22 protein-coding genes are annotated in these 22,358 nt (G+C 71.3%); 15 read left to right on the forward strand and 7 right to left on the reverse strand.

The window, feature by feature from the left end; genetic code table 11:
- Window positions 1-26: 26 nt before the first annotated feature.
- Together VGN74_RS04605 and gatB are read right to left on the reverse strand one after the other, a co-directional pair.
- A complete protein-coding gene (locus tag VGN74_RS04605; protein ID WP_327446185.1) occupies window positions 27-1,493 on the reverse strand; it encodes a sulfotransferase in 1,467 nt (488 codons plus the stop codon).
- Window positions 1,490-2,992 (reverse strand): Asp-tRNA(Asn)/Glu-tRNA(Gln) amidotransferase subunit GatB, encoded by a 1,503-nt coding sequence (gatB, locus tag VGN74_RS04610; RefSeq protein WP_327446186.1) that lies wholly within the window; start codon window positions 2,990-2,992, stop codon window positions 1,490-1,492. The genes VGN74_RS04605 and gatB overlap by 4 nt, the downstream gene beginning before the upstream one ends.
- A gap of 99 nt (window positions 2,993-3,091) precedes the next feature.
- On the opposite strand from gatB, the gene VGN74_RS04615 reads away from it, so the two are divergent.
- Window positions 3,092-3,433: a hypothetical protein gene (locus VGN74_RS04615; RefSeq protein WP_327446187.1), complete on the forward strand. Its 342-nt coding sequence runs from the start codon at window positions 3,092-3,094 to the stop codon at window positions 3,431-3,433.
- Window positions 3,434-3,470: 37 nt separating this feature from the next.
- Here VGN74_RS04615 and gatA read toward each other — a convergent pair whose 3' ends face one another.
- The 3 genes from gatA to VGN74_RS04630 all read right to left on the reverse strand — a co-directional run bounded on the left by gatA (window position 3,471) and on the right by VGN74_RS04630 (window position 5,802).
- Window positions 3,471-4,949, reverse strand: coding sequence for an Asp-tRNA(Asn)/Glu-tRNA(Gln) amidotransferase subunit GatA (gatA, locus tag VGN74_RS04620; protein WP_327446188.1), 1,479 nt, complete (start codon window positions 4,947-4,949; stop codon window positions 3,471-3,473).
- Window positions 4,946-5,233, reverse strand: a complete 288-nt coding sequence (gatC, locus tag VGN74_RS04625) for an Asp-tRNA(Asn)/Glu-tRNA(Gln) amidotransferase subunit GatC (RefSeq protein ID WP_327446189.1) — start codon at window positions 5,231-5,233, stop codon at window positions 4,946-4,948. The genes gatA and gatC overlap by 4 nt, the downstream gene beginning before the upstream one ends.
- Window positions 5,234-5,313: 80 nt before the next feature.
- Complete coding sequence (locus VGN74_RS04630) at window positions 5,314-5,802, reverse strand: hypothetical protein (RefSeq protein ID WP_327446190.1); 489 nt, start codon at window positions 5,800-5,802, stop codon at window positions 5,314-5,316.
- Window positions 5,803-5,871: 69 nt separating this feature from the next.
- Between VGN74_RS04630 and ruvX the strand changes: the two genes are divergently transcribed.
- The 4 genes from ruvX (at window position 5,872) to pyrC (ending at window position 9,683) form a co-directional block, all read left to right on the forward strand.
- Window positions 5,872-6,336, forward strand: coding sequence for a Holliday junction resolvase RuvX (gene ruvX, locus VGN74_RS04635; RefSeq protein ID WP_327446191.1), 465 nt, complete (start codon window positions 5,872-5,874; stop codon window positions 6,334-6,336).
- Window positions 6,333-7,253 carry an AEC family transporter gene (locus VGN74_RS04640; RefSeq protein WP_327446192.1) on the forward strand — a complete coding sequence of 307 codons (921 nt, stop codon included), beginning with the start codon at window positions 6,333-6,335 and terminating at the stop codon, window positions 7,251-7,253. The genes ruvX and VGN74_RS04640 overlap by 4 nt, the downstream gene beginning before the upstream one ends.
- A 53-nt stretch (window positions 7,254-7,306) precedes the next feature.
- Entirely contained in the window at window positions 7,307-8,278 is a 972-nt protein-coding gene (locus tag VGN74_RS04645; protein ID WP_327446193.1) for an aspartate carbamoyltransferase catalytic subunit, read from the forward strand.
- Window positions 8,279-8,399: 121 nt separating this feature from the next.
- Window positions 8,400-9,683, forward strand: coding sequence for a dihydroorotase (gene pyrC, locus VGN74_RS04650; protein WP_327446194.1), 1,284 nt, complete (start codon window positions 8,400-8,402; stop codon window positions 9,681-9,683).
- A 5-nt stretch (window positions 9,684-9,688) separates the two neighbouring features.
- Here the strand turns inward: pyrC and VGN74_RS04655 are convergent, their stop codons facing one another.
- Window positions 9,689-9,916 carry a hypothetical protein gene (locus VGN74_RS04655; protein WP_327446195.1) on the reverse strand — a complete coding sequence of 76 codons (228 nt, stop codon included), beginning with the start codon at window positions 9,914-9,916 and terminating at the stop codon, window positions 9,689-9,691.
- A gap of 77 nt (window positions 9,917-9,993) precedes the next feature.
- On the opposite strand from VGN74_RS04655, the gene VGN74_RS04660 reads away from it, so the two are divergent.
- The 10 genes from VGN74_RS04660 (at window position 9,994) to VGN74_RS04705 (ending at window position 19,052) form a co-directional block, all read left to right on the forward strand.
- Window positions 9,994-10,977 carry a WYL domain-containing protein gene (locus tag VGN74_RS04660; RefSeq protein ID WP_327446196.1) on the forward strand — a complete coding sequence of 328 codons (984 nt, stop codon included), beginning with the start codon at window positions 9,994-9,996 and terminating at the stop codon, window positions 10,975-10,977.
- Window positions 10,978-11,035: 58 nt separating this feature from the next.
- On the forward strand, window positions 11,036-12,460 hold the full coding sequence (locus VGN74_RS04665) for a hypothetical protein (protein ID WP_327446197.1): 1,425 nt from the start codon (window positions 11,036-11,038) through the stop codon (window positions 12,458-12,460).
- A gap of 37 nt (window positions 12,461-12,497) precedes the next feature.
- A complete protein-coding gene (locus tag VGN74_RS04670; protein WP_327446198.1) occupies window positions 12,498-13,811 on the forward strand; it encodes a replication-associated recombination protein A in 1,314 nt (437 codons plus the stop codon).
- 67 nt (window positions 13,812-13,878) lie between these two features.
- Window positions 13,879-14,328, forward strand: coding sequence for a hypothetical protein (locus VGN74_RS04675; RefSeq protein ID WP_327446199.1), 450 nt, complete (start codon window positions 13,879-13,881; stop codon window positions 14,326-14,328).
- A gap of 48 nt (window positions 14,329-14,376) precedes the next feature.
- A complete protein-coding gene (locus VGN74_RS04680) occupies window positions 14,377-15,123 on the forward strand; it encodes an RluA family pseudouridine synthase (RefSeq protein ID WP_327446200.1) in 747 nt (248 codons plus the stop codon).
- A 26-nt stretch (window positions 15,124-15,149) separates the two neighbouring features.
- The gene (locus VGN74_RS04685) at window positions 15,150-15,635 is read left to right on the forward strand and encodes a CC0125/CC1285 family lipoprotein (protein ID WP_327446201.1); all 486 of its coding nucleotides are present in this window, start codon (window positions 15,150-15,152) and stop codon (window positions 15,633-15,635) included.
- 15 nt (window positions 15,636-15,650) lie between these two features.
- Window positions 15,651-16,394 carry an ATP12 family chaperone protein gene (locus VGN74_RS04690; RefSeq protein WP_327446202.1) on the forward strand — a complete coding sequence of 248 codons (744 nt, stop codon included), beginning with the start codon at window positions 15,651-15,653 and terminating at the stop codon, window positions 16,392-16,394.
- Window positions 16,395-16,595: 201 nt separating this feature from the next.
- Entirely contained in the window at window positions 16,596-17,045 is a 450-nt protein-coding gene (locus VGN74_RS04695) for a hypothetical protein (RefSeq protein ID WP_327446203.1), read from the forward strand.
- Window positions 17,042-17,338, forward strand: a complete 297-nt coding sequence (locus tag VGN74_RS04700) for a transcriptional regulator (protein ID WP_327446204.1) — start codon at window positions 17,042-17,044, stop codon at window positions 17,336-17,338. The genes VGN74_RS04695 and VGN74_RS04700 overlap by 4 nt, the downstream gene beginning before the upstream one ends.
- 181 nt (window positions 17,339-17,519) lie before the next feature.
- Complete coding sequence (locus tag VGN74_RS04705) at window positions 17,520-19,052, forward strand: acyl-CoA carboxylase subunit beta (protein WP_327446205.1); 1,533 nt, start codon at window positions 17,520-17,522, stop codon at window positions 19,050-19,052.
- Between the two features lie 403 nt (window positions 19,053-19,455).
- Here the strand turns inward: VGN74_RS04705 and ileS are convergent, their stop codons facing one another.
- Complete coding sequence (gene ileS / locus VGN74_RS04710) at window positions 19,456-22,347, reverse strand: isoleucine--tRNA ligase (protein WP_327446206.1); 2,892 nt, start codon at window positions 22,345-22,347, stop codon at window positions 19,456-19,458.
- Window positions 22,348-22,358: the final 11 nt, after the last annotated feature.

A 22,358-nucleotide genomic window follows, 5' to 3' on the forward strand; every position in this document is an offset into this window, starting at 1 on the left:
GGTTCGCCCCGCCCCGGCCTGCCGCCCTATCCCGCGTAGGCCTCGAAGAAGGGCTGCAGGTGGCGCTCGTAGCGCCGCCAGGCGTCGCGCGAGGTGGTGTAGAGCGGCTTGCGCACCTGGGCGAAGCTGGCGGTGACCACGGCCCGCTCGGTCTTGTGGAAGTCCTTCAGCCCCTCCTGGAAGGGCAGGCCCACATGCTCGAGGATGCGGGCGATCCACGGGTCGGGATCCTCGACGAAGGATTCGTACGGGACGGTCAGGACGGCGTGGCCCAGCACCTCGGTCCAGTGGGCGTGCAGCCGGTCCTCGCCGCGGAAGTAGCGGCCCATGTGGCTCAGCGACCAGCTCCAGTCGACGCCGCGGGCGAAGCGGGTGCGGAAGCAGGACCAGGCCACCGCGCCCGGCTCGCGGCGCAGCCAGATGAAGCGCGCCTTCGGCAGCACATGAGCGATCAGGCCGAGGTAGCGGCTGTGGTTCAGGGTCTTGTCGACCACCCGCCCCTCGGGGCCGAACCGTTCCTCGAGCAGGTGCAGATAAGCCTGGCCGATCGCCGTGAAGCCGCCGGGCGAGCGGGCGCCGAAGGCCTCGACGAGGGTCGGGGTGAAGCCGCGGATCGGCATGGCGGCGGTGCGGAACAGGTTGAGCTCGGCCCCGTCGGTCACGGCGTCGTGGCTGACCAGCAGCTGCTCGATCATGGTCGTGCCCGAGCGCGGCAGGCCGAAGACGAAGATCGGGCGGTCGCTGTCGATGGCGCTGGCGGGCAGGGCGGCGAGCCGGGGCCGGTCAAAGCCGCTGATCACCTCGTCGACGAAGGCGTCGGTCTCGTCCGGATCGACCGTGCGGCCCGCATCGACGATGGCGGCGCCCTCGGCATAGGCGGCGAAGGCGGCGTCGACCTGTCCGAGATCGTCCCAGGCCTTGCCCAGCGCATACTGCAGGGCGCTGCGCGCTTCGCGCGTCTCCGGGGTGCGGCCCAGCGTCGGCAGCAACGCCTGCATGGCGGCGACGTCCGGATCGTCGGGGGTGAAGGTCTTGGCCCCGGCGATGGCCAGCCAGGCCCAGGCCGCGCCGGCCTGGCCGCCAGGGCTGGCGATGGCGCGGCGCAGGTCGGCGATGGCCTCGGCGTTGCGGCCTAGCTGGGCCCGGCAGGTGCCGAGGAAGTGCCAGGCGGCCGGGTTCTGCGGCTGGTCGCGGACGAAGTCGAGGCCGACCGCCTCGGCCTCGGCGACGCGCCCGTTCTGGGCCAGGATCTGGCCGAGGTTGAGCCGGGCGGCGGCGTCGTCAGGCTGGGCGGTGACCTGGCGTCGGGCGGCTTCGACCGCGAGGCCGATCTCGCCCACGGCGGCGGCCAGACGCGAGACGGCGCCCCAGCTGCGGCCCAGCGGCGGGTGGGCGGCGACCACCTGAGACAGAATGTCAGCGGTACGGTCGCGGTCGCGCGCCTTGAAGGCCTCCAGCGCGGCGGGAACGAGGGCCGCGGCGCCGGCGCTCACAGGCCCAGCTTGGCCTTCAGGATGTCGTTGACCGCAGCCGGGTTGGCCTTGCCGCCGGTCGCCTTCATCACCTGGCCGACGAACCAGCCCAGCGCCTGCGGCTTCTCCTTCACCGCCTCGGCCTTGTCCGGGTTGGCCGCGATGATCTCGTCCACGGCCTTCTCGATGGCGCCGGTGTCGGTGACCTGCTTCAGGCCGTGCTTCTCCACCACCTCGGCCGGCGAGCCCTCGCCGTTCCAGACGTGGTCGAACACCTCCTTGGCGATCCTGGAGGAGATGACGTTGGTCTCGATCAGCTCGACCAGCTGGGCCACATGGGCGGCGGGCAGGGGGTTGTCGGCGAAGTCACGACCGTCGGCGGTCAGCCGGGCCGAGACCTCGTTGGTCACCCAGTTGGCCACCAGCTTGGCGTCACGACCGTTCGCCGCCGCCTCGAAATAGTCGGCCTTGGCCTGTTCCGAGATCAACACCCCGGCGTCGTACTGCGACAGGCCGTACTGGCTCATGAAGCGGCGGCGCTTGTCGTCCGGCAGCTCGGGCAGGGAGGCGCGGATGCCCTCGATCCAGGCCTCTTCCAGCTCCAGCGGCAGCAGGTCGGGATCAGGGAAGTAGCGGTAGTCGTGCGCCTCTTCCTTGGAGCGCATGGAGCGCGTCTCGCCCTTGTTCGGGTCGAACAGGCGGGTCTCCTGATCGATCTTGCCGCCGTCCTCGAGGATCTCGATCTGGCGCCGCGCCTCGTACTGGATGGCCTGGGAGATGAAGCGGAACGAGTTGACGTTCTTGATCTCGCAGCGGGTGCCGAGGTGGCTGAAGTCGCCGCTGGCGCGGTACTTCTCATACTGGCCCGGGCGGCAAACCGAGACGTTCACGTCGGCGCGCAGGTTGCCCTTCTCCATGTCGCCGTCGCAGGTCCCGAGATAGATCAGGATGGTGCGCAGCTTCTTCAGATAGGCCACCGCCTCGTCCGGCGTGCGCATGTCAGGGCGCGAGACGATCTCCATCAGCGCCGTGCCGGCCCGGTTGAGGTCGACATAGCTCTCCGACGGCGACAGGTCGTGGATCAGCTTGCCGGCGTCCTGCTCCAGGTGCAGGCGCTCGATGCGCACCTCGAAGAAGCTGCCGTCATCGCGCTCGACCTCGACGACGCCCTCGCCGACGATCGGATGGTACAGCTGGCTGATCTGGTAGCCGGTCGGCAGGTCCGGATAGAAGTAGTTCTTGCGGTCGAACTGGCTGCGGCGATTGATCTGCGCCCGCAGGCCGAGGCCCGAGCGCACCGCCTGCTCGACGCAGAAGCGGTTCAGCGTCGGCAGCATGCCGGGGAAGCCGGCGTCGACCAGCGACACCTGTTCGTTCGGGCCGGCGCCGAAGCCGACGGCGGCTCCGGAGAACAGCTTGGCCTTCGAGGCGACCTGGGCGTGGACCTCCAGGCCCAGAACCAGTTCCCAGGGGCCGGTGCGGCCTTTGATGACATAGCGGGGGGCGGCGACGTCGGTCATGTCCGGTGTCTAGCTTCGCGCGCGCGGAAGGGGAAGTTTTGTCGTGACGCGGTCACGAATTCCGGGCCATCCTCCGCCCGTCCTTTTCGGAGACCCACAATGCAAAAGACCGCTCTCGCTCTCGCCGCCCTGATGATCGCCGCTCCGGCGGTCGCCCAGCAGGCCCCGGCCGCTCCCGCCGGCAATGGCCACGCGGGCCACGGCGCTCCGGCCGCCGCCACGCCGGCCGCCCCGGCCTTCACCATCGACACCCCGATCCGCGACATCCTCGCCAACCCGGCCGCCGCCGCCGTGCTGGAGAAGCACATCCCCGGCATCGCCGCCCACCCGGCCCGGCCGCAGTTCGAGGCCATGTCGCTGAAGCAGGTCCAGCCCCTGTCCCAGGGCGCCATCACCGACGCCATGCTGACGGCCATCGACACCGAGCTGAAGGCGCTCTGATTTCAGGGTCTCCCTCTCCCGGCGGGGGAGGGAGACCTTACCACCACCGCGCCGGCTTCGCCGTGAAGCCCGCCGCGTCTTCCAGCGCTTCCGCCACGCGGAACACGGTCGCCTCGTCGAGCGCCTTGCCGATCACCTGCAGGCCCAGCGGCAGGCCGCCGGCGTCGACCCCGGCGGGCACCGATACGCCGGGCAGGCCGGCGAGGTTGGCGGTCACCGTGAAGACGTCGTTCAGGTACATCTTCACCGGGTCGATCTGCTTGTCGCCCAGGGCGAAGGCGGCCGACGGCGTCGACGGCGTCAGGATGGCGTCGACCTGGCCCCAGACCTTGTCGAAGTCCTCGGCGATCCGCCGGCGCACCTTCAGCGCCCGCACATAGTAGGCGTCGTAGAAGCCGGCCGAGAGCACATAGGCCCCGATGGTCAGGCGGCGCTGGACCTCCTTGCCGAAGCCCTCGGCGCGGGTGGTCTCGTACAGGTCGGTCAGGTTGGCGGCCTTGTCGGCCCGGTGGCCGAAGCGCATGCCGTCATAGCGCGCCAGGTTCGACGAGGCCTCGGCCGGGGCGACGATGTAGTAGGTCGGCAGGGCGTACTTCGTGTGCGGCAGGCTGATCTCGACGATCTCGGCCCCCGCGGCCTTGAGCCATTCGACGCCCTTGTCCCACAGCGCCTGGATCTCCGCCGGCATGCCGTCGACGATGTATTCGCGCGGCACGCCGATCTTCAGGCCCTTCACGCCCTGGCCGAGCGCGGACGACCAGTCCGGGGTCTCGATGTCGAGGCTGGTCGAGTCCTTCGGGTCGAAGGAGCACATCGAGCGCAGCATGAGGGCCGCATCCGCCACCGTCCTGGTGATCGGGCCGGCCTGGTCCAGCGAGCTGGCGAAGGCCACCATGCCGAAGCGGCTGGCGCGGCCGTAGGTCGGCTTGATGCCGACGGTGCCGGTGAAGGCCGCCGGTTGACGGATCGAGCCGCCGGTGTCCGAGGCGGTGGCGGCGAGACACAGGTCCGCGGCGACGGCCGAGGCCGACCCGCCGGACGAGCCGCCCGGGGTCAGCTCGGCGTTCGACGTCGCCGACTTCCACGGGTTCTTCACCGGGCCGAAGGCGCTGGTCTCGTTCGACGAGCCCATGGCGAACTCGTCCATGTTGAGCTTGCCGAGCATGACCGCCCCGTCGCGCCACAGGTTGGCGGTCACGGTCGATTCATAGGGAGGGACGAAGCCGCGCAGCATGTTCGAGCCGGCGGCGGTCTGGACGCCCTCGGTGCAGAACAGGTCCTTGATGCCCAGCGGCGCGCCTTCGAGGGCGCCGCCCTCGCCGCGGGCCAGACGGGCGTCCGAGGCGCGCGCCATCTCCAGCGCCTTGTCCGCCGTGACCTCGACATAGGCGTTGAGCGCCGGGTTGGCGGCCTCGATGGCGCCAAGGAAGGCGGAGGTCAGCTCCTCGGACGAGACGCGCCGGGCCTTCAGGGCCGCGACGGCGTCGGTCAGGGTGAGGGAGGTCAGGTCGCTCATTCCACCACCTTGGGCACGACGAAGAAGCCGTCCGCCGCCTTGGGGGCGTTCGACAGGACCGCCTCGACCTTGTCGCCGTCCGTGACCACGTCGTCGCGCAGGCGCAGGGTCTGGGCGACGTTCGAGGTCATCGGCTCGACGCCGTCGACGTCGACCTCGTTCAGCTGCGCGATCCACGCGAGGATGCCGTTCAGCTCGGCCGCGAGGGGCTCGAGCCGGTCCTCGGGGGTCTTGATGCGGGCGAGGTGGGCGACACGCCTCACCGTCGCGGCGTCGATGGCCATCGGGCGCTCCGGACGTTGCGGGAACTCAAGCGGCCGGGATTAGCGTCCGAACGCCCGCGCCACAAGGCGCGTGACGCCGATCAGGCGGCCGGGGTCACGCTGATCGTCTGCGGCGGCGCGCCGTCCTCGCCCGGGGTCCAGCCGACGATGATCCGGCGAGTGGAGGCGGCGACCTGGCCGCTCTCGGCGTCGATGGCGCTTTCACGCAGCTCCAGATCGATCCGTCCGGGCGCCGAGGCCAGCACCTCGAAGCTTTCGAAATCACCGAGTCGGAACACGCGCCAGCCTTCTGCAGCCCCGCCGAAGAAGGCGATGTAGGTGTAGAGGCCGTTGACCGCCGGGTCGCCGGCGGCGGTGCCGAAGACCTTGGCGTTGAGGTCGGGCAGGGGCTGCATCTCGATCACGGACGCGGCGGCCTGCAGCCAGGCGGCGTCATCGACCTCCACCGTTTCGGGCGCGCCTGACGGCTCCAGGGCCGCCGGTGCGGCGACCTCCTGTTGGTCCGCGCCCTGGCCGCAGGCGGCGAGCAGGGCGGCGGCGAGCGCCAGGGCGAGGGTCGATCGGATCATGCGAGTCTCCTTCCGGTCGGCGGCACCCTCGCCTTTGACAGCGGCGATGGCAACGCCTAGCCACGGCCGGTGCCCGTCGTTGACCTGACCGATCTGCCCGCCGCCACGGCCCCGAACACGCCGTGGTTCGGTCTCGACCTTGGCGAGACGACCATAGGTGTCGCCGCGTCCGACCGCAGCCGCATGATCGCCAGTCCGTTGCAGACCCTGAAGCGCCGCAAGTTCACCCTCGACGCCGAACAGCTGTTCGCCCTGATGGACGAGCGCGAGGCGTCCGGTCTCGTCATTGGCCTGCCCGCCAACATGGACGGCAGCGAGGGGCCGCGCGCCCAGTCGGCGCGCGCCTTCGCCCGCAACCTCGAGCGTCTGCGTCCGGTCACCGTCGCTTTCTGGGACGAGCGTCTGTCCACCGCCGGCGTGGAGCGATTCCTCATCGAGGGGCTCGACCTCAGCCGCCGCCGCCGCGCCGAGGTGGTGGACCGGACCGCCGCCGCCTGGATTCTCCAGGGCGCGCTCGACAGGCTTCGCGCATGACCGGGGTGCTCAGCGGTGTCCTGCCCGTCTTCTTCCTGATCGCCCTCGGCTGGCTGCTGCGCCGACGGGGCTTCCTGCATGAGGACGGCTGGAAGGGCGTGGAGCGCCTGTCCTATGTGGTCCTCTATCCCAGCTTCCTGATCCCGGCGGTCTGGGGCGCGGACTTCGGCTCCGGCGCGGCCGGTCCTGTGGCCCTGTCCACCGTCGGCGTGACCCTGGCCTTCGCCCTCGTCACCCTGCTTGTCCGGCCGCTGCTCCGGGTGGACGGGCCGGCCTTCACCAGCGTGTTCCAGGGCGTGATCCGCTGGAACGGCTTCGTCTTCCTGCCGGTGGCGCTGGGGGTGCTGGGACCGGAGAGCGTCGGCCTCGCCTCTCTGGCGTTCGGCGTGCTGGCCCCCGCGGTCAATGTCATCTGCGTGCTGGTGCTGACCCGCTGGGGCGCGGACCAGGCCTCCGGCTGGCGCGGGGCGCTGCGCTCGCTGTCGCGCAACCCGATCATCCTGTCGTGCGCCGCCGGCGCCCTGCTCAATGTTTCGGGGCTGGAGCCGGAGGGGCCGGTGGCCAGCCTGCTGCGCCTGACCGGCGAGGCGGCGGTGCCGCTCGGGCTGCTCGTGGTCGGGGCCGGGCTCAGCTTCACCCATGCGGCCGGGCGACCGGTGACCCTCGGCATGATCGCCCTGATGAAGCTCGTGGCCCTGCCCCTGATCATGTACGGCGTGTGCGGCCTGCTGGGGGGAGATCGCACGGCCCAGGGCGTGGCTCTGCTGGCCGGCGCCGCCCCGGGGGCCGCCGCGGCCTATGTCATGGCGCGCCAGATGGGCGGTGACGCCAAGCTGATGGCGGGCTCGATCGCCTTCACCACGGTCGGCAGCGCCTTCACCATTCCGCTGCTCCTGATTGGCCTCGGCTACGCCTAGCTTCGGTCGAGGCGCTTCCCTCCGGGCGCGGACCTGCCTATAGCGAGCCCTCGATGACCTCCTCCGCCGCCCTCGTCGAGACGATCCGCGCGCGCCTGGTCCCGTTTCCGAAGCCTCACTTCCTGTCGGCGACCGACCTCAATCCGCACGCCACTGCACAGCTTCTGGATCTCGCCGACGCCTTCGTCGCCCTGAACCGGCAGTCCTCCAAGGGGCTGGATATCCTGCGCGGCCATACGGTCGTGAACCTGTTCTTCGAGAACTCGACCCGCACCAGCTCCTCCTTCGAGATCGCCGCCAAGCGCCTCGGGGCGGATGTCGTCTCCATGCCGGTGCAGGCCTCGTCGGTGGCCAAGGGCGAGACCCTGATCGACACGGCGGTGACCCTGAACGCCATGCGGCCGGACATTCTGGTTGTCCGTCACGCCGCGTCCGGGGCCGCGGCCCTGCTGTCGCAGAAGGTCGGCTGCGCCGTGGTCAACGCCGGCGACGGCCGGCATGAACACCCGACCCAGGCGCTGCTGGACCTGCTGTCCCTTCGCCGGGCCCTCGGCGATGTTGGCGGCCTGACCATCGCCATCTGCGGCGACGTGGCCCACAGCCGCGTGGCCCGTTCCAATGTCGCCCTCCTGTCGATGATGGGCGCGCGGGTCCGCCTCGTCGGCCCGCCGACCCTCGTGCCGGGCGACGCCGACCGCTGGGGCTGCGAGGTGTTCCACGACATGCGCGAGGGGCTGGCCGGCTGTGACGTGGTCATGATGCTGCGGCTGCAGCTGGAGCGGATGACCGGGTCGCTGGCCCCGTCGACGCGCGAGTATTTCCGCTTCTATGGCCTGGACCGCGAGAAGCTGGCGTGGGCGAAGCCGGGCGCGAAGGTGATGCACCCCGGCCCGATGAACCGCGGCGTCGAGATCGATTCGGACGTGGCCGACGATCTGTCCGTGTCGCTGATCCAGGACCAGGTCGAGATGGGGGTGGCGGCGCGGATGGCGGTGCTCGCGGCGCTGGCGGAGGCGCGCGCATGAAGCCCCTCCGTCTCGTCGCTTCGCGCCGATCCACCTCCCCATTCGCTGCGCGAACAGGGAGGAGAATGTTTTTCCTCCCCACGGCAGTGGGGAGGGGAACCGCGAAGCGGTGGAGGGGCCAATGACGTCGCTAGCCCTGCTGAACGCCCGGCTGCTCGACCCCGCCAGCGGCTATGATGGTCCCGGCGCCGTGCTGGTCGAGGACGGCCGGATCCGCGATGTAATGCGCGGCGCCGGCGCGGCGGCCCCGACCGGCGTCACGGCGGTCGATGCCGGTGGCCTGTGTCTGGCGCCCGGGCTGATCGATATCCGGGTCAAGACCGGGGAGCCCGGGGCCGAGCCGCGCGAGACGCTGAAGTCGGCGGCGCTGGCCGCCGCGGCGGGCGGCGTGACCACCATCGTCGTCCAGCCGGACACCGACCCCGCCCTCGACGATCCGGCGGGGATCGACTTCGTGCAGCGCCGTGGCGGGGCCCTCGGCCTCGTCAATGTCCGCGCCGCCGGGGCCGCCACGCGCGGGCTCGAGGGGCAGCGCATGGCCGAGATCGGCCTGATGGACGAGGCCGGCGCCCTCTACTTCACCGACGTCGACCATGTCATCGCCGACAGCCGCACCCTGATGCGGGTGATGAGCTACGCCACCGCCTTCGACGCCCTGATCGCCCACCGCCCGGCCGACCCGTGGCTGTCGCAGGGCGCGGTGGCGACGTCCGGCGAACTGGCGACCCGACTGGGCCTGCCCGCCGCTCCGGCCATCGCCGAACGGATCCAGCTGGAGCGCGATCTGGCCCTCGTCGAACAGACCGGGGCCCGTTTCCTTGTCGACCAGATCTCCACCGCCGGAGCGCTGGAGACCCTCGCCCGGGCCCGCGCCCGCGGGCTGGAGGTCGCCGCCTCGGTGTCGATCAACCATCTGAGCTTCAACGAGCTGGATATCGGCGACTACCGCACCTTCTTCCGGCTGGACCCGCCGCTGCGCACCGAGGCCGACCGGCTGGCGCTGATCGAGGCGGTGCGCGAGGGGCTGATCGATGTGATCACCTCGGCGCATACGCCTGCCCCGGCCGAGGACAAGCGGCGCCCGTTCCAGGAGGCTGCGCCCGGCGCCGTCGGGCTCGAGACCCTGCTGCCGGCGGCGCTGGCCCTGCACCACGAGCACGGGCTGGAGCTGCTGGAGGTGCTGCGGCCCCTGACCATCGGCCCGGCCGGCCTGCTGGGGCTGGAGGCGGGCGTGCTCGCCGCCGGGGCCCCGGCGGATCTGGTGCTGTTCGACCCGGGCGCGCCGGTGAAGATCGACGCTGACCGGCTACGCTCCAAGTCACGCAACTCGCCCTTTGACGGGCGGCTGCTGCAGGGGCGGGTCAGCCGCACCTTCGTCGGCGGCCGCGAGGTCTTCGCCGCCTGACCGGCTCAGGCGGCGCGGGCCCAGACGGCCGGCGCCGCGTCCTCCGCCGGACCGCGCGCCTCGTCCCACAGGGCGTCCTCGTCGGAGTAGCGGCTCAGGGTCGCCGCGGAGATCACGTCCACCACCTGCTCCTCCAGCCGGTCCCAGATGATCGACAGGTCCTGGCAGCCCTCCGCCTCGCAGGGCACGATCAGGTAGCGGCGGGCGGCGACGGCGGCGGCGGGCGAGAACATTCGGGTCTCCATCGATCGGTGTCTTGTCGATGATCCGAACATGATGCAGCATTGCGTCAGAAGCGGACGTAGGCGAAATGCGGCACGACAAGGCGGCCATGGTCATCGAACTGGCGCGGCGGATGGCCGCCAGCGCCGAGGGGCTGACGCTCAACGAGATGGCCTCGGAAATGGGCGTCGGCCGCCGTACGGCCGAGCGCATGCGCGACGCCGTGCTGGCCCTGTTCCCAGCCGCCGAGGAGGTGTCGGACCCGCCGACCAAGCGCTGGCGCATCCGCGGGGGCCTGTCCGCCTTCGAGCAGGCCCCGACCGCCGAGGAGCTGCTGGAGCTGTCCAAGGCCGCCCAGGCGCTGCGCGCGGCGGGGGAGGGGGCCAGGGCCCAGGCGCTGGAGGGGCTGGAGCGCAAGATCAAGTCGGCGACCCGGTCGACCGCCCTGAACCGCATCGCGCCGGACCTGGAGGCTCTTGTCCGGGCCGAGACCATCGCCGTGCAGGCCGGGCCTCGCCCTTCCGCCGACGAGGCGGTGCTGGCGGCCATCCGCGGAGCGATCCTCGCCGGCCGGCCGCTGGAGTTCACCTACAGCCGTCCCGGCGCGGAGCCGCGCCGGCGCAGCGTCGCCCCCTGCGGCCTGATGTTCGGCCGCGCCAACTATCTGGTCGCCGCCGATCGCGAGAGCGGGCGCATCCAGACCTTCCGCCTCGACCGGATGAGCGCCGTGGCGGCCGGGGAGGGCAGCGCCCCGCCGCCGCCGGACTTCGACCTCGCCGCCTTCGCCAACCGTTCGTTCGGCATCTACCAGGACGAGGTCGAGGACGTGCTGCTGCGCATCGCCGCCGAGGGCGCGGCCGAGGCCCGGGCCTGGCGCTGGCACCCGACCCAGACCCTGGCGGACCTGCCGGACGGGCGGGTCGAGGTGCGCTTCACCGCCTCGGGGCTGCGGGAGCTGGCCTGGCACCTGTTCACCTGGGGCGCCCAGGTGGAGATCGTTGCACCGGACCGGCTCAAGGCGGTGATGGCCGCCGAGCTCGACGCGGCGCGGCGCGCCCTCGGCGATGCATGAGCGAAGGTTAAGCTGACGCCCTCGCGCCTGCCGGATACGGGAGGGCGAGGAGACCCGGATGCTGACCTGCACATTCCAGCGCCTTGCCGCTGTCGCCGCCCTGACCCTGCTGGCCGCCTGCGCTTCGACACCGGCGGCGAGGCCCGCGGCCGAGGGGGTGACGGCCCGTGTCGAACGCAGCGGGGGGACCTGGACCGCCCGGCTCGATCTGGACCGGGATGCGCCGGTCTGGGCCTTCGTGCGCAGCGCGCTGCTCCGCGAGACGCGCCAGCCCTGGCGTCCGGCGCGCTGGACCGTCCGGACCCCCGGCGTGACCCTGGAGCGGATCGGCGACTACGATGTGCTCCGCAGCCTCGACGGCGGCCCCGTGCCGCGGCGGATCGACATCGTCCTGACCCATGGGTCCGGCGATCTGGAGGCGGACTATCAGCCGACGCTGATGTTCTCGGACGGAACGCGCGCCCTGTTCAGCGAACAGTTCAATCTCGTGCCTCTTCCGTCCCTCGAGGCGGCGCGGGCGTTGCCGCGGGATCTGAACGGTCTTGACCTGCCGGGCGGTCCGACGGCCGTGACCTGGCGCGACCGGGACGGCCTCGTGATGGTCGGCGGACGGCGGCAGCGCGAGGCGACCACCCGCGAGGCGGACACCTATGTGCTGTTCGGAGCCGCGCGTGTCGTCGGCGGCGAGGGCGTCGCCGCGGTCGTGGACCCGAACCTCCCGGTCTGGCTGGGGGAGCATCTGCGCGGCTTCACCCCGCGGGTCATGGCCCATTATCGCGAGCGGCTCGGGCCGGCCGGTGACGACACGCCGACGCTGATGGTCGCCTGGAACGGCCCGCGGGCAGGCCTGACCAGCATGGGCGGCAGCGTTCTGCCGGGTCTGATCGTCATGAGTTTCGAAGGCGAGGGGGTGCTCGCCCCCAGTCCGCCCATCCTGCAACGCGCGCGCTGGTTCATCGGCCATGAGGCGGCGCATTTCTGGCTGGGGTCCGACGGCCTGCGTTACGCCTTCGCCCGCGAGGCCTGGATCACTGAAGGCGGGGCCGACCTGATGGCGATCCGCGCCATGGGTGCGGTCGAGCCGGACTTCGACGTCGCCGCCGAACTCCAGCGCGAGGCTGACGAGTGCGTGCCCCTGATGGCCGCCGGCGTGGAGTCGGCGCCGGAGCGAGGCGAGCATCGCGCGCACTACGCCTGCGGAGCCCTGTTCTGGCTGGCGCTGGAGAGCTGGTCGCAACGCGGCGGGGAGGGCGATATTCTGGCGCTGGTGCGCCGTTTCCACGGGCAGCAGACCGACGGCGTCCTGAGCCGCGCCGACTGGCTGGCGGAACTGACCCGCCTCTCCGGTTCGGACGCCGCCGCGAGGCAGGTGGCCCGCTGGCTGGACCAGGGGGCGAGCGCGCCGGCGTCGGAACTGGCCGCATTCCTCCGCGCCGCCGGGACGCCCGCCCGGGCGGAGGGCGAGCGGCTCATCCTCGGCTGAGCTTGGCGCGGGCCCTGCCGAACGCCTAGGAAGGCGCATGAGCGATCTGTTCGAGGCGGCGGGGGTGGTCCCGCCCACGGCCCCGCTGGCCGACCGGCTGCGGCCCCGCGCGCTGGACGAGGTGGTCGGCCAGGACCACCTGCTGGGCGCGGGCGGGCCGATCCGGCGCATGGTCGAGGCCGGCCGGCTCGGCTCGATGATCCTGTGGGGACCGCCGGGCACCGGCAAGACCACCATCGCCCGGCTGCTGGCCCAGGCCGCCGGCTACCAGTTCCAGCAGATCTCCGCCGTTTTCTCCGGCGTGGCTGATCTGAAGAAGGCGTTCGAGACCGCCCGCGCCCGCCGCGCCGCGGGCCAGGCGACCCTGCTGTTCGTCGACGAGATCCACCGCTTCAACCGCGCCCAGCAGGACGGCTTCCTGCCGTTCGTCGAGGAGGGGACCGTCACCCTCGTCGGGGCCACGACCGAGAATCCCTCGTTCGAGCTGAACGGGGCGCTGCTGTCCCGGTCGCAGGTGTTCGTGCTGCGTCGGCTCGATGAGGCGGCGCTCGATCAACTGTTGATGAAGGCCGAGGCGCACCTCGACCGGACCGCGCCGCTGACCCCCGAGGCGCGTCAGGCGCTGATCGCCATGGCTGACGGCGACGGGCGCTATCTGCTGACCCTGGCCGAGGCGCTTTTCGATCTCAGCCCCGAGGGCGAGACGCTCGATCCGGCGGGCCTCGCGGCCCTGCTGCAGAAGCGCGCGCCTGCCTACGACAAGAGCCGCGAAGAGCACTACAACCTCATCTCGGCCCTGCATAAGTCGGTGCGCGGCTCGGATCCGGACGCGGCCCTCTACTGGCTGGCGCGCATGCTGCAGGGGGGCGAGGACCCGCTGTATCTGGCCCGCCGCATCGTGCGCATGGCGGTCGAGGACATCGGCGAGGCCGATCCCCTGTCGCTCCTCGTCGCCAATGCGGCGAAGGAGACCTACGACTTCCTCGGCAGCCCCGAGGGCGACCTGGCCCTGGCCCAGGCGGTGGTGCACCTGGCGACTGCGCCCAAGTCGGTCGCGGTCTATGAGGCCTTCAAGGCGGCGAAGCGGGCGGCGGCCGAGACCGGCTCGCTGATGCCCCCGGCGCATATCCGCAACGCCCCGACGAAGCTTTTGAAGGACCTCGGCTACGGCAAGGGCTACCAGTACGACCCGGACACGCCGGAGGGCTTTTCCGGCGCCAACTACTTCCCCGACGGCATGGCGCGCCGGACCTTCTATGCGCCGAAGGGGGAGGGGCACGAGGCGAAGATCCGCGAACGGCTGGAGCGCTGGAGCGCCCTGCGCGCCCGCCGCGGCGACGGCGCTGACTGAACGCCGTTCATTGTTCCCCGCCGTGCAGGGGCGCATGCTCCCGTCCTGATCCTTGGGAGGGGACGACATGAGCACATCCTTCGTGACCGGCGACACCGCGGGCAAGACGCCCTGGCACCTCTGGCTGGTCGGCGGCGTGGCGCTGCTGTGGAACGCCTTCGGCGGCGTCGACTACATCCTGACGCAGACGCGTAACGCCGCCTATCTGGCTCAGTTCACGGCCGAGCAGCGCGCCTATTTCGAGAGCTATCCGGTCTGGATGGAGGCGGTCTGGGGGATCGGCGTCTGGGGCGCGGTGGCCGGGTCGGTCCTGCTGCTGCTGCGGATGAAGTGGGCCTTCCACGCCTTCCTCGCCTCGTTGGTCGCCTTCGCCGTCAGCGTGGTCTACGGCCAGACCTCCGGTGGCAATGCGGTGATGGGGTCGACGGGTATGATCTTCAGCGCCGTGATCTTTCTGCTGGGGCTGGGCTTTGTGCTGTACAGCCGCGCCATGACCCGCAAGGGCGTGCTGCGCTGAAGTCGGCGCCGGGCTGACGCCGGGGCTGCGGGCCGCTATGGACGCCGGGTGACCGCCCGCACCCCCGTCCAGCTGACGCCTGAAGAGATCGCCGCCGTACGCTCGTGGGTGCTCCACGAGGACGCGGCGGTGATCGCCTTCGCCAAGCCCGCCGGCCTGTCCAGTCAGGGCGGGCGGATCCGCGCCCACACGCTGGACGACCTGCTGTGGGCCTTCGCCCGTTCCAACGGCAAGCGGCCCGAGCTGGTGCACCGGCTGGACCGGGATACCTCCGGCGTCATCCTCGCGGCGAAGACCAAGCCGGCGGCCGGTTTCCTCGGCAAGGCCATCCAGGCGCGCAAGCTGCGCAAGACCTACCTCGCGCTCGTCTCCACCGCGCCCGAGCCGGCGGCCGGCCGCATCGACCTGCCGCTGCGGCGCGAGGAGATCGGGCGGGAAAGCTACATGCGGGTGGCGACGGCCGAGGCGCCCGGGGCGCAGGTGGCGAGCAGCCTCTACCGCACCCTGTCGGCGGGGCCGGACGGGGCGCTGGTCGAGCTCAGCCCCGTCACCGGCCGCATGCACCAGCTGCGGGTGCATATGGCGGCGATCGGCCGGCCGCTGGTCGGTGACGCCCGCTACGGCGGAGCCCTGACCTTCGCCGGTCAGGCCGCGCCGCGGCTGATGCTGCATGCGGCGGCCCTGACCTTCCCGCATCCCGAGGGCGGCAGCCGCACCGTCGAGGCCCCGCCGCCGGAGGACTTCGCCCGCCTGCTGACGGCGGCGGGGCTGGCGGGAACCGCTGTCGCGCCCTGACGCTTGGCAAGGGAAGGAGCTTCGCCATGCGCCCCACCCTGATCGCCGCCGCCGTCCTCGCCCTGTCGCTCGCCGGCTGCGCCAGCCTCGCCCCCTACGGCCCGCAGGTTCGGCCGGGCGGGCAGGGCTTCGTCGAGCAGCGCATCGAGGCCGACCGTTTCCGGGTCACCTATAACGGCGTCGGCGCGCCCGGGCCGGTGGCGGATCTGGCCCTGCGCCGCGCCGCCGAACTGACCCTCGCCCAGGGCGCCGACTGGTTCGAGGTGACGCAGCGCTACATCGACGGTCGGCCCGACAGCGCCGGCGGGGTGCGCCCGTCCGTTTCGATCGGGGCGGGCTCCGGCCGCTACGGCGGCTGGTCCAGCTCGGGCGTCGGTGTGGGCGTCGGGCTGAACCTGTCCGGGCCGCAGCCGACCTCGACCACGCTCGAGATCCTGATCGGCCGCGGCCCGCGGCCTGACCGGCGCAACGCCTATGACGTCCGCGAGGTGCTGCGCGCGCTCGGCGGCTGATCTATAGGGCGCGGCATGACCGATCGCGCCCCGCCTTCCCGCTTCACCGAGTTCGCTCCCGACCGTCCGCGCCGCTTCTGGACGGCGGTGGATGTCGTTCCCCGCGACGGCGGCTTCGCCGTGACCCTCGACGGGCGGATCCCGAAGTCGCCGGCGAAGGCCGGGCTGGTGCTGCCGACCGAGGCGCTGGCGCGGATCTCTGCGGAGGAATGGGCGGCGGTGGGCGAGCTGGTCGACCCCGCGACGATGCCGGCGACCCGGCTGGCCTTCACCGCCATCGACCGGATCCCGGCGGTGCGGGCCGAGACGGCGGACGAGATCGCCGCCTACGCCGGCTCCGACGCCCTCTGCTACCTGGCCGAGGGACCCTCAAGCCTGGTTGAGCGACAGGCGCGCGAGTGGGCCCCCTGGCGCGACTGGGCGGCGCGGGAGCTGGGCGTGACGCTGGTCCCGGCCGAGGGCATCGTGCACCGGGCCCAGGACCCGGCGGCGCTGGCCCGGGTGCGGGAGCTGGCGCTGGCGCTCGACGACTTCGGCCTCGCCGCCCTGGCGCTGGCCACGCCGCTGCTCGGCTCGGCGGTGCTGGCCCTGGCCCTGCAGCGTGGCACGCTGGACGCCGACGCCGCCTTCGACCTCAGCCGGCTGGAGGAGGATCACCAGGAGCGCCAGTGGGGCGTCGACGCCGAGGCGGCGGAACGCACCGCCGCCCGCCGCGCCGAGGCGGTCCTGCTGGGACGGTGGTTCCGGGGACTGGCGTGAGCAGTGACAGTGCCAGTGAGCAAGGGGTGAGCAACGTCGTGTGACCCATTCCTTCCCCGCAGGGGGAGGGGGACCACGCGTAGCGTGGTGGAGGGGGCTGACGCGCAGCGCCTGCAGACTCTCACTTTCCACATTGGCAAATTGTAACTTGCCGAGCTGGAAAGCCGTGATACATTTTCCGCATTGGAAAGAGAGGCCGGCATGACCCAGGATCCCACCCCCCACGAGGCGCTCGCGAGCATCGCGCAGACCCGGTCCGCCACGGCGGGTCGGCTCGCCTATCCCCTTGGCCGGCAGCTGATGCACGCCGGCCTGATGACCGGGCTGGTCGGCGTGTTCGCCGTCCCCGCCTCGGTGGCGGTCCCCCTCGCGGCCATGCTGGCCGTCGGGGTGATCATGGTCGCCCGCCGGAATGTCGCCGACAGCGGCTGGCAGGCTCGGCCGCAGCTGTCGGCGGGAGCCATGGGTGCGGGTCTGGCGCTGGGCCTCGTCCTCATGGGACTGATCACCGTCGCCATGTCGCCGCGCCTGTTCGGCACGCCCGACTGGACGTCGTGGGTGGCGGTGGTCGCGGCCTTCCCGCTCACCTTCGTGGCGAACAGCCTGTGGATGCGGGCCTACCGTCGCTCGGTCGTCGCGGGCGCCCGATGAACGTCCCGGTCTTCGATGCGGTCATCCACGCGCCCGGCCGCCTGCAGATCTGCGCCCTGCTGACCGGGGTGGAGGATGCCGAGTTCGCCTTCCTCCGCGAGACCCTGGAGGTGTCGGACTCGGTGCTTTCCAAACACCTGAAGCAGCTGGAGGAGGCGGGCTATGTGGCGGTGCGCAAGGCGACGCAGGCGGGGCGACAGCGCACCTGGCTGAGCCTCACCGCCGCGGGCCGCAAGGCTTTCGCCGCCCATGTCGCCGAGCTCCAGCGCCTCGCCGGCCTGACAGGCGGCTGAACGGCTGCGGCCCGGGTGAACAGTGCTGGTGTCAGTGAGCAGGACGTGAACCTTGGCCCGCAGCGTACGATGTGCCCACCCCTCGCTCACTAGCACTGGCACTGTTCACCGGCCCCCGCGCCCCTCCCGCCTTGCCACCGGCGGCGCCCCTCCTTAAGCCTCGCGGCACAGGGAGACGCCCATGCAAGACATCCTCGACCAGCTCGAAGCCCGCCGTGCGGCGGCGAAACTCGGTGGCGGCGAAGCGCGCATCGCCGCCCAGCACGCCAAGGGCAAGCTGACCGCCCGCGAACGCATCGCCGTGCTGCTCGACGAGGGATCGTTCGAGGAGACCGACATGTTCGTGGAGCACCGCTGCACGGACTTCGGCATGGAGGCCCAGCGCATCCCGGGCGACGGGGTGGTCACCGGCCGCGGCACGATCAGGGGAAGGCTTGTCTATGTCTTCTCCAAGGATTTCACGGTCTTCGGCGGCTCTCTTTCGGGCGCGCACGCGGCCAAGATCGTCAAGATCCAGAAGATGGCCCTGACCAGCGGGGCGCCGATCATCGGCCTGTTCGACGCCGGCGGCGCGCGCATCCAGGAGGGTGTCGAGAGCCTCGCCGGCTATGCCGACATCTTCCTGCAGAACACCCTGGCCTCGGGCGTGATCCCGCAGATCAGCGTCATCATGGGGCCGTGCGCCGGCGGCGACGTCTATTCGCCGGCCATCACCGACTTCATCTTCATGGTGAAGGACACCTCCTACATGTATGTCACCGGCCCGGATGTGGTGAAGACGGTGACCAACGAGGTGGTCAGCCACGAGGACCTGGGCGGGGCCCGGGTGCACGCCGGCAAGTCGGGGGTGGCCGAGGGCGCCTTCGAGAACGACCTGGAGGCGCTGGCGGAAGTGCGCCGCCTGGTGGGCTTCCTGCCGCTCAGCAACCGCGACCGCCCGCCGGTGCGCGACAGCTACGACGACCCGGACCGCGACGAGGACAGCCTCGACACCCTGATCCCGGCCAATCCGAACCAGCCCTACGACATGAAGGAGCTGATCCTGAAGGTCGTGGACGAGGCCGACTTCTTCGAGATTTCAGCCGACTACGCGAAGAACATCATCACCGGCTTCGGGCGGCTGGACGGCCAGACCGTGGGCGTCGTCGCCAACCAGCCGCAGGTGCTGGCCGGGGTGCTGGACATCGACTCCAGCCGCAAGGCCGCGCGCTTCGTGCGGTTCTGCGACGCCTTCCACATCCCGCTGGTGACCTTCGTCGACGTGCCGGGCTTCATGCCGGGGACGCGCCAGGAGTACGGCGGGCTGATCAAGCACGGCGCCAAGCTGCTGTTCGCCTACGCCGAGGCCACGGTGCCCAAGCTGACCGTCATCACTCGCAAGGCCTATGGCGGCGCCTATGACGTGATGAGCTCCAAGCACCTGCGCGGCGACGTCAACTACGCCTGGCCCTCGGCCGAGATCGCCGTCATGGGCGCCAAGGGCGCGGTCGAGATCATCTTCCGCAAGGAGGCCGGCGACCCCGAAGCCCTGGCCGCCCGCGAGGCCGAGTACAAGGCGCGCTTCGCCAACCCCTTCGTGGCGGCGAAGCTCGGCTACATCGACGACGTCATCATGCCCCACGGCACCCGCCGGCGGCTGATCCGGGCGCTACGCACGCTGAAGACCAAGCACGTCGAGAACCCGTGGAAGAAGCACGATAACATTCCGCTGTAGGCAAACATGTCTGCCCTCCCTCTCCCGGCGGGAGAGGGCTTGAGCGCACGGCGGCGCAGCCGTCGTTCTGGCGCGAAAGGGTGAGGGGTTACGACGGGGTGGGACTTTTCTCTCCTCCCCCATAGCGAAGCGTATGGGGGAGGGGGACCGTCCGGAGCCCGAAGGGCGAAGGAGGGTGGAGGGGGCGACCGCAAGCGCCGCGCTTCGTCCCTTGCCCCCTCCACCGCCTTCGGCGGTCCCCCTCCCCCGCAAGCGGGGGAGGAGGGGTGCGGCCCGCGGCGCAGGCGCACCTTGCGGGAAGTCGGGGCACGGACGGCCGCCCAGGTAACCCCTCACCCTTTCGGCTTTTCCAGTCGCTGCGCTCCTGGAGCCTCAAGCCCTCTCCCTATGGGAGAGGGAAGGCTTACCCCCGCCCCTCCAGATACCGCACCGCATCCGCGTCGCGGGCGGAGAGCTCGGGGTAGTCGGGGTCGGCGCCGACGTCCGGCACCCGGCGCCAGGAGCGGGCGCACTTCGGATGGTCGGCGACGGCGACCTCGACGGCGATGGCGTCGCCGGCGACCAGTTCGGCGCCCGAGGTGCGGAACACCTCGGCGGCGTCCAGCCCCTCGAAGGCGGCGAGGGCGTCGGCGGGCAGGGTGACAGTCGGCCAGGCGTCGAGCGCCCCGCCGATGCGCTTGTCGCGCCGCGCCGCCTCCAGCGCCTCGTTGACCACCTCCAGCACGCCGTCGATGGTCGCCCACCGCGCCGCCTCGGCCGGGTTCTCCCAGGCCGCCGGGGTGTCCGGAATGACGCGGGCGCAGTTGCTGCCGGCCTCGGGGAAGCGGGTGGTCCAGGCCTCTTCCATGGTGAAGGGCGTCAGGGGGGCCAGCCAGGCGGTCAGGCGGGTGAAGACCTCGTCCATCACCGTGCGGCAGGCGCGGCGGCGGAGCGAGTCCGGCCGGTCGCAGTAGAGGCTGTCCTTGCGGATGTCGAAGTACAGGGCCGACAGGTCGCCGGCGCAGAACTCCAGCACCGGCCTCACCACGTCCTGGAAGCGGTAGGTCTCGTAGGCGCGGCGCACCTGGCCGTCGAGCTCCCACAGCCGGTGCAGGATGTAGCGCTCCAGCGGCGGGAACTGGTCGAGGTCGGTCAGCCGCTCGGCATGGTCGAAGCCGTTCAGCGCCCCCAGCAGATAGCGCACGGTGTTGCGCAGCTTGCGGTAGGCATCGACCGTGGTCTGCAGGATCTGCTTCCCGATCCGCTGGTCCTCGGCATAGTCGACCAGCGCCACCCACAGCCGCAGGATGTCGGCCCCGGACTCCTTGATGACGGTCGCCGGGTCGGTGGTGTTGCCCTTCGACTTCGACATCTTCTCGCCGTTCTCGTCGAGCGTGAAGCCGTGCGTCAGGACCGCCTCGTAGGGCGCGCGGCCGCGGGTGCCGCAGCCTTCCAGCAGGTTGGACTGGAACCAGCCGCGGTGCTGGTCCGAGCCTTCCAGATACAGGTCCGCGGGCCAGCGGCTGCCGGCGCGGCCCTCGAGGGTGAAGGCGTGGGTGCAGCCGGAGTCGAACCAGACGTCGAGGATGTCCTCGACCTTCTCGTACTGGGCCGGGTCGTGCACGCCGAGGAAGTCGGCGTCGGGGGTCTCGAACCAGGCGTCGGCCCCGCCGGCCTCGATGGCCTTGAGGATGCGGGCGTCGACCTCGGGGTCGTTGAGCGGCTGGCCGGTGTGCTTGTCGACGAACATGGCCAGGGGCGTGCCCCAGGCGCGCTGGCGGCTGATCAGCCAGTCGGGCCGGGTCTCGACCATCGACCGGATGCGGTTGCGCCCGCCGGCCGGGTGGAAGGCGGTCTGGTCGATAGCCTTGAGGGCCAGTTCGCGCAGGGTCTCGCCGTCGTCGCCGCCCAGCGGCTTGTCCATGCGGATGAACCACTGCGGCGTGTTGCGGAAGATCACCGGGGCCTTGGAGCGCCAGCTGTGCGGATAGGAATGCTCCAGACGGCCGCGCGCCAGCAGGGTTCCCGCCTCGATCAGCTTCTGCACCACCGCGGGGTTGGCGTCGGCGAACTTGCCGGTCTTCTTGCCCTCGGTCTCCAGCACCTTGAGGCCGGCGAACAGGGGCACGTGCGGATAGTAGGCGCCGTCGGGATCGACCGTGTCCGGCACCTCGTGGTGGCCGTGGGCCTTCCACACCTCATAGTCGTCGGCCCCGTGGCCCGGGGCGGTGTGGACGAAGCCGGTGCCGGCGTCGTCGGTGACGTGATCGCCGGCCAGCAGCGGCACGGCGAAGCCGAAGCCCGGATGCAGCGCCGCCAGCGGGTGGGCGCATTCGAGGCCGGACGGGTTCAGGTCGCTGACCCGCGTCCAGGTGGCGATCTTCGCCGCCTTGAACACCTCTTCGGCCAGCTTGTCGGCCACGATCAGCCGGTCGCCCGGCTTCGCCCAGGGCTCGAAATCGAGGCCCTGCTCCATCGCCTGGACCTCATAGAGGCCATAGGCGATCTCGGGGCCGTAGCTGATCGCCCGGTTGGCCGGGATGGTCCAGGGCGTGGTGGTCCAGATCACCACGCTGGGGGTGGCGTGGCGGAAGGCCAGCAGGTCGTCCGGATGGTCGTCGGTGGCCCCGGTGACCGGGAACTTTACCCAGATCGTCGGGCTGACGTGCTCGTGGTACTCGATCTCGGCCTCGGCCAGGGCCGTGCGCTCGACCGGCGACCACATCACCGGCTTGGAGCCGCGGTACAGCTGGCCCGAGCTCTTGAACCTGTGGAACTCGCGCACGATCGCCGCCTCGGTGGCGAAGTCCATGGTGGCGTAGCGGTTGTCCCAGTCGCCGATCACGCCCAGCCGCTTGAACTGGTCGCGCTGCACATCGATCCAGCCGGCGGCGTACTCGCGGCAGGCGGCGCGGAAGGCGGCCTTGGAGACCTCGTCCTTGCGCTTGCCCTGGGCGCGGAACTTCTCCTCGATCTTCCACTCGATCGGCAGGCCGTGGCAGTCCCAGCCGGGCACATAGTCGACGTCATAGCCCAGCAGGAAGCGGCTGCGGACGACGAAGTCCTTCAGCGTCTTGTTCAGGGCGTGGCCGATATGGATGTCGCCGTTGGCGTAGGGCGGGCCGTCGTGCAGCACATAGAGGGGCGCGCCCTCCGCCTGCCGCCGGCGGCGCAGGTCGCTGTACAGGTCGCCCCAGGCCTCGAGGATCTGCGGCTCCTTCTGGGGCAGGCCGCCGCGCATCGGGAACGGCGTGTCGGGCAGGAAGACGGTGTCGCGGAAATCGCGGGCGGGGGCGGTGGAATCGGCGTCGGCCATGGGGTGTCTCG

Source organism: Brevundimonas sp. (assembly GCF_035998205.1).
In the GTDB taxonomy this organism is placed as follows: Bacteria; Pseudomonadota; Alphaproteobacteria; order Caulobacterales; family Caulobacteraceae; genus Brevundimonas.